Origin of the sequence: Pelosinus fermentans DSM 17108 (assembly GCF_000271485.2) — a bacterium.
In the GTDB taxonomy this organism is placed as follows: domain Bacteria; phylum Bacillota; class Negativicutes; order DSM-13327; family DSM-13327; genus Pelosinus; species Pelosinus fermentans.
The window spans coordinates 2,410,173-2,425,832 of record NZ_AKVN02000001.1; the positions used below are offsets into that span (position 1 = coordinate 2,410,173).

Here is a 15,660-nt window from a genome sequence, read left to right on the forward strand (position 1 = left end):
CTTATAGTGTTATAGATTCTAAAGAATTAATAGCTTTTTTTTCTTATATATCCATATAACTCTCTACTAATGTGTATCGCAATCGATAAGGCAATCATAATACTTAACAATACTAAAATCTGATAACTTACTTGTTCAATTCTTGTAAGAAATGAACTAACAGGCGTTGAATTAGGAGTCAGTAGAACTGGTAAGATAAATAGTTGTGTGGCATTGATAAAGGAAGATTTCATTAAGAATATTGTGATGACCGCTGCTAAAATTGCGTGCAAAAGCCTTCCTACCATATAAGGGAACATCCGAATACCCGACTCAATAACGATGCTGGCTACTTGCCCGTGTACTGAAAGGCCGCTCCATGCAATGATTATACTTGCGACTACTGTTTTCTCAAGTAACGATCCATCGGCTTGACTTGCTGCTAGTGCACCTAAATCGATTTCGAATAAACCGCTCACTAAAGCAGGAGCAAGATTTGTGGTGAAGCCGATTAAGCCTAATAAGCCTGCAAAAACAGTTGTTAATATATCAGTAATGCCGACAATAGATAAAATGCGCAAAAAGACGGAGAAAAGAATAATAAAGCCACCAATTAATAAAATGGTATTCATCGAATTCTTTACTGAATCGCCCAATAATTGCCCCATAGAGCGTTTATCTTCCTGTTTAGCAGCGTATAGAGCCCGAAAGGCTCTTATCAAGATATTTCCCTTTACTATTTTTGTTTCGTTAGTATAATTATCTCGTTCGCGGCCATGAAAACGAAAGATGATTCCAACAAGGAAACTAGAAAGATAATGTGCCAGTGCAATGACTGCACCTAATTCCGGCATTCCAAACATGCCAACAGCAACGGCACCAAACATAAATAGAGGATCTGCTGTATTGGTAAAAGATAATAGCCGTTCTGCTTCAACAGCAGTACAGAGTCGATTTTTTCGAAAATTGCCTGTTATTACAGCATCCATAGGATATCCAGAGGCTAATCCCATAGATAAAGCAAAAGCTCCCACCCCTGGGACATTAAAAACAGGTCTCATTAATGGTTCTAGTAAAATACCGATAAAATGAACTACACCCAATCCCATTAGAAGTTCGGATAAAATAAAAAAAGGTAATAAGGAAGGGAAAACAACAGTCCACCATAAATTTAGTCCCATAATCGCAGAATCAAATGCTTCTTTTGGGTAATTCACCATAGAAATAGTAATAAAGACTACACTAAACGCCATAAAATATGCTAGTAGACGCGAATGGTACCGTTTTCCTCTGCCGAAAATTCTCATATAATTATCTCCTCTCCTATCAGGCGGTCTTTAATATATATTGAAATATGAGAGATAATATAACTATATGAGATAGGAATTAATAAAATAGCTGGGGATGTATTTTTTACTATTTTCTAAGGAGTGGTTTGATGCGGCCGAAAATTGGCGTTGCTCTTGGATCTGGTGGATTAAGAGGGTTAGCACATATTGGTGTGCTCAAGGTCTTAGAAAGGGAAAAAATTCCTATTGATTATATTGCAGGTTGTAGTATTGGTAGCTTAATTGGAGCTTTATATTGTTCAGGACAAACGCCAGAAACTATTTTACGATTAGCGAAACACTTGAAGCCTCGTCATTGGATGGATTTTATGATTTCAAAAATGGGAATTGTTTCTGGTGACAAAGTATTGAAAATTATACATTTGTTAACAAAAGGAAAAAGTTTTTCGGATTTGAGGATTCCGCTAGCTATCGTTGCTACGGATATAAAACAAGGCAAGGAAATTATCTTTACGGAAGGTAATGTAGCTGTTGCTGTAAGAGCAAGTACTTCGGTACCAGGATTTTTTGTGCCCTTTATCTTAGAAGATATGCTACTCGTTGATGGTGCAGTGCTAAATCCTACTCCCATTGATATAGTACGAAAAATGGGGGCTGATATTGTCATTGCTGTAGATTTGGCACATGCAGGAACGATATGTAACATTACGAATATTTTTGATGTTATTATTCAGTCAATCGACATTATGGAACGAGAGTTATTCAAATATCGACAACACAATTGGGATATATTAATTCGGCCAGATGTTGCTCATATTCAACCAAGTTCTTTTGAATATATGGATGAAAGCGTATTGTTAGGAGAGCAAGCAGCAGAGAAGATGATTTTAGATATTAAGCATTTATTAAATCATTCTATGTTGGAATATAAAGAGCTGGATAACGAAAATCCCATGCACCCATACTCCAACTAGAGGAAGGGATTCCTAAACTATAAATATCACTAGCTAAAGTGTCAACAGACAGCATTTGTTGCAGCGGAGTTAGGGTATCTATATCACGTTGTTTGCTGCTTAAATAATGAGTGGTTTTAGTTATTAGAGGGATTGCATGAATTTGGTTCATTTTTTTTAAAAGTAAACGTCCATTTTGATTGAAGGCTAAAATTCGAGCGTATAAAGGACCTTCTTTATCAAAACTTGCTAATTGATCCTGTGTAGTTCCTAATAATGCGTGAATCAGGATACGCTGTAAACGTGTATAAGTATAACGCTTGCTTTTTAGTAGTGCTAACAAATCCTCTATATTTGCTGCCAATAGAGAAGAGTCACGGATTTTGTAATGCAGCCCTTCAGACACATTCGGTAATTTTTCTAATTGTTTTGAACTTGTTATTCTTAATTGGGCCAATATAATAGAAGAGAAGTTAGATAGAGTAACTGGTCCACGCTTTTGAGACAGAAGGTCATAAAGTATTTTCGACGTTGTTTCAGGGACAGACATTTTTATTTCATCAGTAATAGTCATATGATCGATAATTGCTTGCCTTATGGCTGTGGCACTGGCAAAGGATGACGTAATCGTAGTATCATTATATTTTGACTGTTGCCTAGTAACTGCAATTGGCTGCAATATAGGTGAATATTTTTTTATAGCACGTAAATATTCTACAGCTAAAATATTATTAGAAGAAGATATAATATTGCCCGCAATATTATATTGTTTTTCCAAGGCTTGTCCTAATGCGGAGGCATACGTATTACCTAATTGCAAGTTTATATGCATTTGATTCATGATATTTACATCATTTGCAGCTGTGGCAATTTTATTCAATAGTTCCAAGTCGGCGTGCTCCGCTCCAAAACACACATGGCTGACAATTCCTAAAGAATGCAGAAGGCGAATACCTCCAGCAGCGAAATACTGAGCACTGCGAACTGCAAATACAGTGGGAAGTTCAATAATAAGATCTACACCACCCCGAATTGCTATTTCGGCTCGTTTCCATTTATCAAACATTGCTGGTTCGCCTCTTTGTACAAAGTTTCCACTCATAACACCTATGACAAAGGGACAGCCAGATCTTTTTTTTGCAGCATCTATATGCCATTTATGACCATTATGAAAAGGATTGTATTCAACAATTACACCAACTGCTTGCATAATGATATGGTCACTCCAATTTCAAAAGATTATTATAACTATATGTTAAGTTATAATATCCATTATACTGATAAAACTCTACAAAAATAAATAAAAAACACCCAAATCTTTGCTTCTTTTTGCAATTTATAAAAGAAAATTGCTAATACTATAGGAAAACAGTTTTTTTTAGTAACTTTATATAAAATTAAAGGAAAATATAGTACTGTGTCGAAACTTAAGTACTTGTATGATCGTATAAAAGAGAATAATAAAGAAGAGAAGAATACGAGGAGGAATTGAATATGAAAGTTTTAGTAGTGAATTGCGGAAGCTCTTCTATCAAATATCAATTATTTGAGATGAATGATGAGTCAGTAGTAGCAAAGGGGTTAGTTGAACGTATCGGTTTAGATGGAGCAGTGTTAACTCATCAGCCTGCTGACAAAGAAAAAGTTGTTATTAATGCTAATATTTCAAATCATACAATCGGTATTAGCTTAGTATTAGAAGCATTAACGGATGCCAAACATGGAGTCATCTCTAGTATGAAGGAAATTGATGCGATTGGACATCGTGGTATCCATGGCGGTGAAAAATTTTCTGACTCTGTGCTGGTAGATGCAGGTGTAATTAAGGCAATTGAAGATTGTATCGAAATGGCACCTCTTCATAACCCGCCAAGTATTGCAGGAATTAATGCTTGCACTGAATTAATGCCAGGAATACCACAAGTTGTAGTTTTTGATACTGCTTTTCATCAAACAATGCCTAAGAAAGCTTTCATGTATGGATTGCCTTATGAAGCATATGAGAAATACGGCATTCGACGTTATGGATTCCATGGAACTTCTCATAAGTATGTGTCACAGCGTGTTGCGGACTTAATGGGTAAAGATTATAATGATTTAAAAATTATTACTTGTCATTTAGGTAACGGTTCTAGCGTAGCTGCCATTGAAAATGGTAAATGTGTTGACACCAGCATGGGATTCACGCCGCTAGAAGGACTTTTAATGGGAACCCGCTGTGGTAATATCGATCCAGCTATTATTCCATTTTTGATGAAAAAAGAAAATATGACTATGGAAGAAATTGATACTTACATTAATAAAAAATCAGGTGTTTTAGGAGTTTCTGGAGTATCAAGTGACTTTAGAGATATTGAAAAAGCCGCCAAAGAGGGGAACGAACGTGCTCAATTGGCATTGGATATGTTTACATATGAGGTTGTTAAGTTTGTTGGCAGCTATGCAGCGGCAATGAATGGCGTTGATGCAATTATCTTTACAGCTGGTGTTGGTGAGAACTCTATCGAAATGCGTGCAAACATTTCAAAGGGTTTGGAATATTTGAATACTAAAATTGACAATGAAAAAAATAATGTTCGTGGTAAAGAAAGAGAAATTAGTACTGACGACTCTAAAGTAAAATTGTTTGTAATCCCTACGAATGAAGAATTAATGATCGCTCGGGATACAAAAAGTATTTGTACTAAGTAATATTATTGCCGATAAGAAAAGACTTGGTGTTAGCCAAGCCTTTTCTTGTTGACAAAATATAGAGGGGTAGCTATAATTAATGAAGGTTGAGGTGGAAAATGATGAAAATTAATGTCTTGCAGGCTAAAAAGGCTATTGGTAATGAACAAACATTTGAGTTTGTCACTTCTGCTGAAGAACTAGCTATCGAGGGTGAAACTCCCTGGAAGAGTAGTGTTATACACGTTGAAGGCAATTTGATAAATAATGGGCGAGCAATAGCTGTTGAAGGTATGATCTCTGCTAATGCCCAATATCAATGTAGTTGTTGTTTAGAAGATTTTTCTGCAAATATAGAAATTCCTTTTAGTGATAACTATCAGCAAGCTAATGATGAAGCTATCGATGATGAAGCTGATTTGGCTTATTATACTGGTGATGAAATTGATATTGCCGATTTAGTGCGTGAAAGCTTAATATTAGCAGAACCATTGAAAAGCGTATGCAGTGAAACTTGTCGAGGATTGTGTCCTCATTGTGGTATTAATCTTAATACTGCGCAATGCGATTGTCAGGGAAACTTAATCGATCCAAGACTCGCAGTACTGCAAAAACTTTTAAAGTGAAAATTAAAGGTTTTTTTAATTGCGTTGCTTGATTTTTCTTTATCCGATAACCATCTTGAAACCCTGTTAAGGAGGTGTGTAGTAAATGGCAGTACCTAAGCGTAAGATGTCCAAAGCTCGTCGTGACAAACGTCGTGCGAATTGGAAATTAACCGTTCCTGGCTTTGTAGCATGTCCACAATGTCACGAATTGAAAATGCCTCATAGAGTTTGTCCTGAATGTGGTCATTACAATGGTAAGGTAGTTATAAAAGCAAAAGCAGAATAAGATCTTACTTAGTGAGCAAGATAAGAGTTACTCGAACTTTTTTCTTGCTCACTGTTTTTTTCTTGCTTTTTATTTGCTAAGTGATTATAATAGTAACTGGTTATAGTAGCAACTACTAAAAACTAGTGTAATGAAATAAAACTGGGTGATATGATGGCGCGAATTCATAAAAAACTACGACAAGAAATACTTAAGGAAAAAATAGAGTCAAACCCATTTCTTACGGATGGCGAATTAGCAGTATTGCTAAATGTAAGTATTCAAACTTTGCGACTAGATCGCTTGGAGTTAGGTATTCCTGAATTGCGAGAACGTACGAAACAAATGGCAGAACGTGCTCAAGATAAATTAAAGGCAATTGCCAGCAATGAAATTGTAGGCGATTTAATTGATTTAGAGTTGGATAAACAAGGAATCTCCATTTTACATATAACGCCTGAAATGGTTTTTGAAAAAACGCAGATTGCTCGTGGGCATTATGTGTTCTCGCAAGCAAATTCCTTAGCTCTTGCCGTTATTGATGCGCCTACAGCACTGACTGGTGTTGCGAATGTAAAATATAAAATGCCAATTCACGTTGGAGAAAAGTTAATAGCGAAAGCTGAAGTAATCAGAAAACGTGGAAATAAATCGTTTATTTGGGTAAAAACTAGAAATGAAAAGCAGGAAGTATTTCGTGCTAAATTTATTATGGTATCTTTAGAGCCATGAAAGGGAGACTATCAATGAAAGTTGCCGTTGATGCCATGGGTAGCGACTATGCGCCGGAAGAAATTGTATTAGGAGCAATACAAGCCGCTAGCGAGTATCAATGTGAAATTGTTTTAGTTGGAGACGAAATCCAAATTAAAAAAGTATTGGATAAAGCAGGGCAGTGGAAACATTTAAATATCAGTGTCCAGCACGCTAGCGAAACAATTGAAATGCATGAACATCCTGGAGCAGCAGCTCGTAAGAAAAAGGATGCATCGATTGTTGTGGCTACACGTTTAGTAAAAGAGGGTTTATGTGATGCCGTTGTTTCAGCGGGTAGTACAGGTGCCGCAGTAGCGGCTGCATTATTTGGACTTGGACGCATCCCTGGTGTGGAAAGACCCACCATTGCTACTCCTATTCCGAATCTTACGGGTACTACTATATTATTAGATTCTGGTGCTAATGTGGATTGTAAGCCAAAACATTTAGTACAAAGTGCAATTATGGGCTCTATTTATGCTCAATATATTTTGGATATAAAAACTCCTCGTGTGGGTTTGTTAAATATAGGTGAAGAAGAAACAAAGGGGAATGAGCAAGCTTTAGCTACATACCCGCTTTTAAAGCAATTGCAAACAATTAACTTTATTGGCAATGTAGAGGGAAGAGATATTCCTAAAGGAACTGTTGATGTAGTTGTGTGTGATGGTTTTGTAGGTAATGTAGTATTAAAATTAGGAGAAGGTTTAAGTAGTGCTATAATGCAGTTGATAAAAGAGAGTATTAAAAGTAGCGGTATTTTAACTAAAATGGCATCATTAATGGTTTTGCCTGCATTAAAAGGTTTAAAACGAAAGCTTGATTATGCAGAATACGGAGGAGCTCCTCTTTTGGGTGTTAATGGATGTTTTATTATTTGTCATGGTAGCTCTAAGGCAAAAGCTATAAAAAATGCAATTAGGGTTGCGACTGAATTTACACAAAATAATGTTGTTGAACATATAAGTGAAAATATTGCACAGGAAGGAGTTGTTACGAATGCAGGAGATGAATAAAGGGGTAGGAATTATTGGTATCGGCAGCTATGCCCCTGAGAAAATAGTTACAAATAAAGATTTGGAAAAAATAGTCGAGACTTCTGATGAATGGATTTTTAGCAGAACTGGAATAAAGCAACGTCATATTGTTGAACCAGGGGTTGCTACTTCTTCTTTGGCAGCTGAGGCAGCTGAAAGAGCTTTACTGGATGCTGGTGTAACTGCAGATGAAATTGATTTGATTATTGTGGCTACGGCTACTCCTGACATGTTGTTTCCTTCTACTGCATGTCTGGTACAAGATAAAATCAAGGCTAATAAAGCAGCTGCTTTTGATTTATCAGCAGGATGTTCTGGTTTTGCCTATAGCCTGGTAACCGGTAGTCAATTTATTAAATCTGGATTGTATAAAAAGATTTTAGTTATTGGAGCTGAAACATTATCAACTATTCTTGACTGGAATGACCGCAATACTTGCGTTCTATTCGGTGATGGTGCTGGAGCTGTAGTTTTAGGGGAGGTTCCTGCAGGTTATGGTATTTTAGGAGTTGAACTTGGTGCTGATGGCTCAGGTGGAGATCTTTTGAAAATGCCTGCAGGTGGTTCACGTATACCAGCTACAAATGAAAGCATTGGGCAGCGTTTGCATTATCTTCAAATGAGCGGCAATGATGTTTTTAAATTTGCTGTTAAAGTAATGGGAGAAGCTGCGGTTAAAGCTTTAGAAAATTCAGGTTTATCTCATACGGATGTAGATTGTTTAATTCCTCATCAAGCAAATATTAGAATTATTCAATCCGCTGCTAAACGATTAAAGCTACCTATGGAGAAAGTTGTTATAAATGTTGATAATTATGGAAATACTTCTGCTGCATCCATTCCTCTTGCAATGGATGAAGCAATGAAAAATGGTAGGCTTAAAAATGATGATATAGTTGTATTAGTTGGATTTGGTGCAGGACTTACATGGGCATCTTGTGTCATCAAATGGTACAAGGAGGATAAAGCTGTTGAAAAATAAACTTTGCCAAATATTAAATATTAAGTATCCTATATTACAAGGTGGGATGGCTTGGGTAGCGACTGCTGAACTTGCTGCTGCTGTTTCTAATGCTGGCGGCCTAGGCATTATTGGTGCTGGTCATATGCCGCCAGATGTGCTTCGTATGGAGATACAGAAAACAAAAGCGTTGACCAAAAAAGTTTTTGGTGTTAATATCATGCTTATGTCACCATTTGTAAAAGAAGTGATGCAAGTAGTGATTGATGAGAAAGTAGCAGTAATTACTACGGGTGCTGGTAATCCTGCAGAGTATATACCAGCTTTAAAAGAGATTGGTAGTAAAATTATACCTGTGGTCGCTTCAGTAGCATTAGCTAAAAGATTGGAGCGGACGGGTGTAGATGCTATTATTGCTGAGGGACAGGAAAGTGGCGGTCATGTTGGCGAAATCAGTACCATGTCTTTGATTCCTCAAATTGTCGATGCAGTAAGTGTACCTGTAATCGCAGCAGGTGGTATTGCCGATAGTCGAGGCATGGCAGCAGCTTTAGCCTTAGGGGCTCAAGGTGTTCAAATCGGTACTCGTTTTGTAGTATCTTTAGAGTGCATTGCACATTCTAATTATAAAAATGCTATTTTGAAAGCAAAAGATCGTTCTACAATTGTAACTGGCATTGCAACTGGTCATCCTGTAAGGGTGCTTGCTAATAAATTTACCCGTGAATATCATGCCATGGAAAAGAATGGATCTTCTCCTGAAGAGCTTGAACAGTTAGGTGCAGGTAAGCTACGCATCGCTGCTCGTGAAGGCGATGTAGACCATGGTTCTGTTATGGTTGGACAAATTTCTGGTATGATTACAGATATTAAGTCTGTAGAAGAGATTATTCAGGATTTGGTTAACGGTTTACCAAAGGTTTTATCTGGTATATCTGATAATATTTAACTATAGTTAAAGGGAAGGTATAATATGAAAAAGATAGCTTTTGTTTTTCCTGGTCAAGGCTCGCAAACTGTAGGAATGGGAAAAGAATTATATGAAAACTTTGATGTAGCTAAAAAGGTATTTCAGGCGGCAGATGAGGCATTAGGATTTTCAATTACTCATATGTGCTTTAATGGTCCAGAGGATGAATTGCGAAAAACAGTGAATACACAACCTGCCATTTTGACAGTCAGTATTGCTTTATATGAAGTACTAAAAGAACATGGTATCGTACCTGCAATTGTTGCTGGACATAGCCTAGGTGAATATTCTGCTTTAGTAGCAGCTGGTGCTATCTCTTTTAGTGATGCTGTACAATTGGTCCGCAAACGTGGATTGTTTATGCAAGAAGCAGTTCCATTGGGAGAGGGTAGTATGGCAGCAATACTTGGCAGCGATCGTCAAATTGTTATAGATATTTGCCAAAAAGCAGAGGCTGAATTTGGTGCTGTCCAAGCTGTGAATTTTAATTGTCCGGGGCAAATCGTTATTGCCGGAAAAACTAAGGCCGTTGAAAAAGCAGCTGAAATGTTAAAAGCGGCTGGTGCGAAACGAGCTGTAATACTACCAGTAAGCGCTCCTTTCCATAGTACATTAATGAAACCAGCTGCTGAGAAGTTAGCAGTAGAGTTAAGTAAAATAACGATCAACGACGCAGCAATCCCAGTTGTAGCTAATGTTAATGGACAAACTCTTACCAAGAGTCAGGAGCTTGAAGTTTCTTTAGTGAAGCAAGCAGATCATCCTGTAGAGTGGGAAGAATGTGTAGCCGAGATTGTGAAGTTTGGGGCTGATACGTTTATTGAAGTGGGCCCTGGAAAAGTATTATCATCTTTTACTAAAAAAATTGCTAAAGAAATAGCGAATTTAAATGTAGAAGATAGTAGTAGTTTAGAAAAAACCCTTGATTATTTCAAGGAGGTTCGTTAAAATGCATTTAGATGGAAAAGTTGCAATTATCACTGGTGCTTCCAGAGGTATTGGTCGTTCTGTTGCAATTGAATTAGCAAAATTAGGCGCTAAAGTTGTAATTAACTATGCTGGTAATGAAGCAGCAGCAGAGGAAGTTAAAAACATAATAGTCGCTGCTGGTGGTCAAGGGATTGTTATAAAAGCAGACGTTGGTGATGTGGAAGCAGTAGATGCGATGGTTAAAGAAACAATTAGTACTTTTGGTAAAATTGATATTTTAGTAAATAATGCTGGAATTACTCGTGACAATCTTTTAATGCGTATGAAAGAGGAAGATTGGGATGCAGTTATGAACATCAATTTAAAAGGTGTCTTTGTTTGTACAAAAGCTGTTTCTCGCATTATGATGAAGCAAAGAGCTGGTAAAATTATCAATATGACATCTGTTGTTGGCTTAATGGGGAACGCAGGTCAGGCAAATTATGCTGCAGCTAAAGCTGGCGTCATTGGATTTACTAAGTCTATGGCTAAAGAATTGGCTTCAAGAGGCATTACTGTAAATGCAATTGCCCCAGGGTTTATTGGTACTGACATGACTGCGGTTTTATCTGATCAAGTTAAGACAGAATTAACCGAAAAAATACCTGCCGGAAGATTAGGTAGTCCTGAAGATGTTGCAGCTGCTGTGACGTTCTTAGCGTCAGACTCGGCAAATTATATTACGGGTCAAACATTGAACGTTGATGGTGGTATGTTAATGTAAATCCTTGCCTTTGAAAGGAGGTGAATATCGTGACAACATTTGACAAAGTTAAACAAATTTCAGTAGAACAACTTGGTGTTGATGAAGCTGATGTTACTATGGATTCTACTTTTATAGATGATTTAGGTGCTGACTCTCTTGACATCGTTGAGTTAATTATGGCCTTTGAAGAGGAATTTAACATTGAGATTCCTGATGAAATTGCTGAAAAAATTAAAGCTGTAAAAGATGCGGTAGAGTACATAGAAAAAGAAAAGCAAGGTTAATTTTCTGGTATTAAAAATGGAAAGTCCCGTGAAATAATGATTTTTTCGCGGGACTTTCTTAAAAGACAATGTCCTATCGAATGGAGGAGTTATAACTTGAAACTTCCAGAACTTAAAATAGGTAATTTAGTAGCAAAAATACCCATCATACAGGGTGGAATGGCAATTCGAATTTCGACAGCTCCTTTAGCAGCTGCTGTCGGTGAAGCTGGTGGTATTGGACTAATTGCTGCTTCTGGTATGAGTTTTGATGAATTGCGCAAAGAAATTCGCTTAGCGCGTTCACTAACTAGCACAGGTATCATTGGTATCAATGCAATGGTTGCAGCAAGAGAATTTGCAGGTCTTGTAAAAACTGCAATTGAAGAAGGCATTGATTTGGTAGTTGCAGGTGCGGGGTTTTCTCGCGATATGTTTGGATTAGGAAAAGAATCAGGTACACCGATTGTACCCATTGTCTCTTCTGCAAAATTAGCAAAAATTTCGGAATCATTAGGTGCTTCTGCCGTAATTGTTGAAGGTAAAGAAGCTGGTGGACATTTAGGTACAGATCAACCCCTGCATTCATTACTCCCTAGTATAAAAAATGCAGTAAAAATACCAGTGATTGGGGCTGGTGGCATTATTAGCGGTCAAGATATTGTTGATACACTAAGGCTGGGTGCAGATGGCGTGCAAATGGGAACGAGATTTGCTGCCAGTGAAGAATCAAATGCTGCTCCTGCTTTAAAAGAATTTTATTTAAAAGCTAAGCATGAAGATATTGTTTTAATTAACAGTCCAGTAGGATTACCTGGTCGTGCTTTGAAAAATCCATTTGCAGAGAAAATTATTGGAAGTACTGCACCTGTTCCTGAAAGTTGTGATGGATGTTTAAAACATTGTGCAAGAAACTTTTGCATTATTAAGGCATTAATTCGCGCTCAACAGGGTGATGTAGAAACTGGATTAGTATTTACCGGTGAGTACATTCATAAGATAGATGAAATACTACCTGTTAAAGAGATTTTCAATAGACTTCTTGCAGAGGTTGAAGTTATAAATTAACGTGAGGTGATTCCGTTTGAAAAAACGAGTTGTGGTAACAGGATTAGGTGCGATAACACCTATCGGAATTGGTAAAGATGAATTTTGGCAGTCTCTTTTAAACGGTAAATCTGGTATTGGTAAGATCACTCATTTTGATGCGAGTGAATATACTACCCAGATTGCTGGTGAGGTTAAAGATTTTGATCCCGCAAAATATATCGATAAGAAAGAAGCAAAACGCATGGATCCCTTTACTCAATTTGCTGTTGCTGCTAGCAAAATGGCATTTGAAGATTCAGGTATTAATTTGGAAACCGAAGATCGTACCCGTATTGGCACTATGATTGGTACTGGCATTGGTGGAATGGATACATTAAATGAACAATACAAAAATTTGTTTGATAAAGGACCAAATCGTATCAGTCCGTTTTTTATCCCAATGATGATTGGTAACATGGCTGCTGGACAAACATCGATTACCTTTGGTTTACAAGGTCCATGTAGTTGTGTAACTACAGCTTGTGCAACAGGCACCAATGCAATTGGTGATGCTTTTAAAGTCATTCATCGCGGCGATGCAGATGTCATGGTGGCTGGTGGTACGGAAGCGGCTATTTCTCCTATTGCAGTGGCTGGCTTTTGCTCAATGAAAGCCCTGTCAACGCGTAATGATGAACCAGAAAAAGCTTCACGCCCTTTTGACAAAGATCGTAATGGCTTTGTAATGGGTGAAGGAGCAGGTGTAGTTATTCTTGAATCTTTAGAACACGCAGTTGCCAGAGGCGCACATATTTACGCAGAAGTTATCGGTTATGGTTTTAATGCTGATGCTTATCACATTACTGCACCTGCCCCTGAAGGAGCACAGGCAGCAAAATGTATGGAGATGGCCCTTAGAGATGCCGGTATTGCTCCAGAAGCTGTTGATTACATTAATGCCCATGGTACTTCGACTCCTCTTAATGACAAAAATGAAACATTGGCAATCAAATCATTATTTGGTGAGCATGCATATAAATTAGCTGTTAGCTCAATCAAATCCATGACTGGACATTTGCTAGGTGCAGCAGGTGGTATCGAATGTATTGCTACTGTTTTAACCTTGGAAAATGATATGATTCCTCCTACTATTAATTGTGATGCGCCTGATGAAGAAATGGACTTGGATTATGTTCCTCATACATCTCGTAAACAAGTCGTAAATGTAGCATTATCTAATTCTTTAGGTTTTGGCGGGCATAACGCAACTATCTTATTAAAAAAATTCGAAAATTAATACGATATGATTGAAGTACTTACGAAAAAAAGATTGGACGCATTATCCAGGTTATCGAATACATTAGGTGTGCAATTTACAGATATCAATTTATTGCATCAAGCTCTAACCCACACTTCTTATGCCAATGAGTGTAAAAAATCACTTATTTCTCATAATGAGCGATTGGAATTTCTCGGTGATGCTGTATTAGATTTGATTGTTAGTGAATATTTATTTCGCCAATTTAGTCACCTTCCTGAAGGGGAATTGACAAAGGCTCGAGCAGTAATTGTCTGCGAGCCTACTTTGGCTCGGTGTGCTGCTGAACTTGGTATTGGAGAATATTTATTTTTAGGAAAAGGTGAGACTAGCTCAGGTGGCCGTGAACGCGTGTCTATTTTGGCAGATTCATTTGAAGCTGTAATTGGTGCTATATACTTAGATAGCGGTTTTCTTCAGGTTAGTAATTTTGTATTAAAACAGCTTCAAGCTGATTTAAACTTGGTTGCGCGTGGCGAATACGTGAAGGACTATAAGACCGTACTGCAAGAGGTTGTTCAAAAGAAAAACGACAGTAGGATCACCTATGAGATTATCTCTGAAAATGGTCCTGATCATAATAAACTATTTGAAGTAATTGTTTTAGTAAATACAGATTTATTTGGTAAGGGTTTAGGTAAAAGTAAAAAAGAGGCTGAACAATATGCTGCAAAGCAAGCATTAGTGAAGTTAGGAATTATAAATAATAATTAATGTAGGCGACCATATGGTCGTCTATATTAATTATTATTTATAATAAAGATAAGATCATCTGAGAATTGATTGAGTCTTGCCTTGGAAAATAGCGAAGGAGTGTTTATGAGACATTATATTATACCTATATTTATTCCACACTATGGTTGTAAACATAGCTGTATTTTTTGTAATCAACGAAAAATTACGGGTAGAGATACTCCTGTAAGGCATCAGGAAGTACAGGCTATCATTGATGAACATTTGGCAAGAATTACAGAAAAAAGGCACATCGAAGTGGCCTTTTATGGTGGCAGTTTTACTGCCTTGCCTCTTAGTATGCAGTCAGAATTATTAGAACCAGCATATACAGCTTTAATAAACAAGAAAATTCATGGGATTCGTCTTTCAACCCGTCCGGATTGTATTACATATGAGATTTTGGAAAATCTTAAGAAGTTTGGAGTATCTACCATCGAATTGGGAGTGCAATCTTTGGATAATACTGTATTGGAAGCGAGCGCTCGGGGGCATAATTCGTTACATGTATATCAGGCAATGAACCTTATAAAAAAAATGAATATAACCTGCGGCATTCAATTAATGCCAGGTTTACCTTTAGAAAATTGGAACAGTTTGATTCATACTGCATATGGTGTTATTAAGCTTGCTCCAGACTTTGTGCGTATTTATCCTACTTTAGTTATTGCCAATACTCAACTGGCTACTAGGTATGATGATGGAAGTTATAAGGCATTATCTTTATCAGCAGGAATTATTCGTAGCGCCTATTTAAAATTATTTTTTGCACAGCAGGGGATATTAACGATTCGTACTGGCCTGCAAGCAACAGAAGATTTGGATAAAGGCAATATTGTACTGGCTGGACCCTATCATCCTGCATTTGGAGAAATGGTAGATTCTTATATTTTTTATTGCATGCTAGCCCATTTTATAGAGTCTATTCTTCCAATGGACAAAAATAATCCTGTCATTATCCATCATCATTTTCGTGATACTTCTAAAATTAGAGGCGTTTCTAATCAAAATATAATACAAGTAAAGCGTATCTATGGTATTGACCATTTTATTCTAAAACAAGATGGTCATAATAAGAATGAAATAGGATTTGAGTATAACAATCTATATTATGTACTTAATAAAAAAATGATATTTTATATTTAAATTATAAAA

Annotated in this window: 17 protein-coding genes; 15 read left to right on the forward strand and 2 right to left on the reverse strand. The window is 37.0% G+C overall.

The features are described from left to right. Nucleotides 1-26: 26 nt before the first annotated feature. Complete coding sequence (gene ylbJ / locus FR7_RS10990) at nt 27-1,286, reverse strand: sporulation integral membrane protein YlbJ (RefSeq protein WP_007934602.1); 1,260 nt, start codon at nt 1,284-1,286, stop codon at nt 27-29. 131 nt (nt 1,287-1,417) lie between these two features. Here ylbJ and FR7_RS10995 point away from each other — a divergent pair, with 131 nt between their 5' ends. Continuing rightward, a complete protein-coding gene (locus tag FR7_RS10995; protein ID WP_007934601.1) occupies nt 1,418-2,242 on the forward strand; it encodes a patatin-like phospholipase family protein in 825 nt (274 codons plus the stop codon). Here the strand turns inward: FR7_RS10995 and FR7_RS11000 are convergent. Continuing rightward, entirely contained in the window at nt 2,184-3,431 is a 1,248-nt protein-coding gene (locus tag FR7_RS11000) for a nucleotidyltransferase (protein WP_007934599.1), read from the reverse strand. The genes FR7_RS10995 and FR7_RS11000 overlap by 59 nt on opposite strands. 284 nt (nt 3,432-3,715) lie before the next feature. On the opposite strand from FR7_RS11000, the gene FR7_RS11005 reads away from it, so the two are divergent. The 14 genes from FR7_RS11005 to FR7_RS11070 all read left to right on the forward strand — a co-directional run bounded on the left by FR7_RS11005 (nt 3,716) and on the right by FR7_RS11070 (nt 15,651). After that, nucleotides 3,716-4,912 carry an acetate/propionate family kinase gene (locus FR7_RS11005; protein ID WP_007934597.1) on the forward strand — a complete coding sequence of 399 codons (1,197 nt, stop codon included), beginning with the start codon at nt 3,716-3,718 and terminating at the stop codon, nt 4,910-4,912. 98 nt (nt 4,913-5,010) lie between these two features. Further along, nucleotides 5,011-5,517: a YceD family protein gene (locus FR7_RS11010; RefSeq protein WP_237714853.1), complete on the forward strand. Its 507-nt coding sequence runs from the start codon at nt 5,011-5,013 to the stop codon at nt 5,515-5,517. An 85-nt stretch (nt 5,518-5,602) separates the two neighbouring features. After that, the gene (gene rpmF, locus FR7_RS11015; protein WP_007934595.1) at nt 5,603-5,785 is read left to right on the forward strand and encodes a 50S ribosomal protein L32; all 183 of its coding nucleotides are present in this window, start codon (nt 5,603-5,605) and stop codon (nt 5,783-5,785) included. Nucleotides 5,786-5,935: 150 nt separating this feature from the next. Then, the gene (fapR, locus tag FR7_RS11020; RefSeq protein ID WP_007934593.1) at nt 5,936-6,496 is read left to right on the forward strand and encodes a transcription factor FapR; all 561 of its coding nucleotides are present in this window, start codon (nt 5,936-5,938) and stop codon (nt 6,494-6,496) included. 14 nt (nt 6,497-6,510) lie between these two features. Continuing rightward, nucleotides 6,511-7,536 (forward strand): phosphate acyltransferase PlsX, encoded by a 1,026-nt coding sequence (gene plsX, locus FR7_RS11025; RefSeq protein WP_007934591.1) that lies wholly within the window; start codon nt 6,511-6,513, stop codon nt 7,534-7,536. After that, nucleotides 7,520-8,539, forward strand: coding sequence for a beta-ketoacyl-ACP synthase III (locus FR7_RS11030; RefSeq protein WP_007934587.1), 1,020 nt, complete (start codon nt 7,520-7,522; stop codon nt 8,537-8,539). The genes plsX and FR7_RS11030 overlap by 17 nt, the downstream gene beginning before the upstream one ends. Continuing rightward, nucleotides 8,529-9,467 carry an enoyl-[acyl-carrier-protein] reductase FabK gene (fabK, locus tag FR7_RS11035; protein WP_007934586.1) on the forward strand — a complete coding sequence of 313 codons (939 nt, stop codon included), beginning with the start codon at nt 8,529-8,531 and terminating at the stop codon, nt 9,465-9,467. The genes FR7_RS11030 and fabK overlap by 11 nt, the downstream gene beginning before the upstream one ends. Nucleotides 9,468-9,491: 24 nt before the next feature. Next, the gene (gene fabD, locus FR7_RS11040) at nt 9,492-10,436 is read left to right on the forward strand and encodes an ACP S-malonyltransferase (protein ID WP_007934584.1); all 945 of its coding nucleotides are present in this window, start codon (nt 9,492-9,494) and stop codon (nt 10,434-10,436) included. A gap of 1 nt (nt 10,437) precedes the next feature. Then, complete coding sequence (fabG, locus tag FR7_RS11045) at nt 10,438-11,181, forward strand: 3-oxoacyl-[acyl-carrier-protein] reductase (protein ID WP_007934582.1); 744 nt, start codon at nt 10,438-10,440, stop codon at nt 11,179-11,181. Between the two features lie 29 nt (nt 11,182-11,210). Continuing rightward, a complete protein-coding gene (locus FR7_RS11050; RefSeq protein WP_007934581.1) occupies nt 11,211-11,447 on the forward strand; it encodes an acyl carrier protein in 237 nt (78 codons plus the stop codon). A gap of 96 nt (nt 11,448-11,543) precedes the next feature. Beyond that, nucleotides 11,544-12,494 (forward strand): NAD(P)H-dependent flavin oxidoreductase, encoded by a 951-nt coding sequence (locus FR7_RS11055; protein WP_007934578.1) that lies wholly within the window; start codon nt 11,544-11,546, stop codon nt 12,492-12,494. 16 nt (nt 12,495-12,510) lie between these two features. Further along, complete coding sequence (fabF, locus tag FR7_RS11060; RefSeq protein ID WP_007950917.1) at nt 12,511-13,752, forward strand: beta-ketoacyl-ACP synthase II; 1,242 nt, start codon at nt 12,511-12,513, stop codon at nt 13,750-13,752. Nucleotides 13,753-13,758: 6 nt separating this feature from the next. Further along, nucleotides 13,759-14,487, forward strand: coding sequence for a ribonuclease III (gene rnc / locus FR7_RS11065; RefSeq protein ID WP_007934574.1), 729 nt, complete (start codon nt 13,759-13,761; stop codon nt 14,485-14,487). Nucleotides 14,488-14,592: 105 nt separating this feature from the next. Further along, nucleotides 14,593-15,651, forward strand: coding sequence for an elongator complex protein 3 (locus FR7_RS11070; protein WP_007934572.1), 1,059 nt, complete (start codon nt 14,593-14,595; stop codon nt 15,649-15,651). Nucleotides 15,652-15,660 lie beyond the last annotated feature (9 nt).

Coding starts and splice junctions, on each gene's coding strand:
- ylbJ (WP_007934602.1), bottom strand. CDS start 1,286: ATGAGAATTTTCGGCAGAGGAAAACGGTACCATTCGCGTCTACTAGCA.
- FR7_RS10995 (WP_007934601.1), top strand. CDS start 1,418: ATGCGGCCGAAAATTGGCGTTGCTCTTGGATCTGGTGGATTAAGAGGG.
- FR7_RS11000 (WP_007934599.1), bottom strand. CDS start 3,431: ATGCAAGCAGTTGGTGTAATTGTTGAATACAATCCTTTTCATAATGGT.
- FR7_RS11005 (WP_007934597.1), top strand. CDS start 3,716: ATGAAAGTTTTAGTAGTGAATTGCGGAAGCTCTTCTATCAAATATCAA.
- FR7_RS11010 (WP_237714853.1), top strand. CDS start 5,011: ATGATGAAAATTAATGTCTTGCAGGCTAAAAAGGCTATTGGTAATGAA.
- rpmF (WP_007934595.1), top strand. CDS start 5,603: ATGGCAGTACCTAAGCGTAAGATGTCCAAAGCTCGTCGTGACAAACGT.
- fapR (WP_007934593.1), top strand. CDS start 5,936: ATGATGGCGCGAATTCATAAAAAACTACGACAAGAAATACTTAAGGAA.
- plsX (WP_007934591.1), top strand. CDS start 6,511: ATGAAAGTTGCCGTTGATGCCATGGGTAGCGACTATGCGCCGGAAGAA.
- FR7_RS11030 (WP_007934587.1), top strand. CDS start 7,520: ATGCAGGAGATGAATAAAGGGGTAGGAATTATTGGTATCGGCAGCTAT.
- fabD (WP_007934584.1), top strand. CDS start 9,492: ATGAAAAAGATAGCTTTTGTTTTTCCTGGTCAAGGCTCGCAAACTGTA.
- fabG (WP_007934582.1), top strand. CDS start 10,438: ATGCATTTAGATGGAAAAGTTGCAATTATCACTGGTGCTTCCAGAGGT.
- rnc (WP_007934574.1), top strand. CDS start 13,759: ATGATTGAAGTACTTACGAAAAAAAGATTGGACGCATTATCCAGGTTA.
- FR7_RS11070 (WP_007934572.1), top strand. CDS start 14,593: ATGAGACATTATATTATACCTATATTTATTCCACACTATGGTTGTAAA.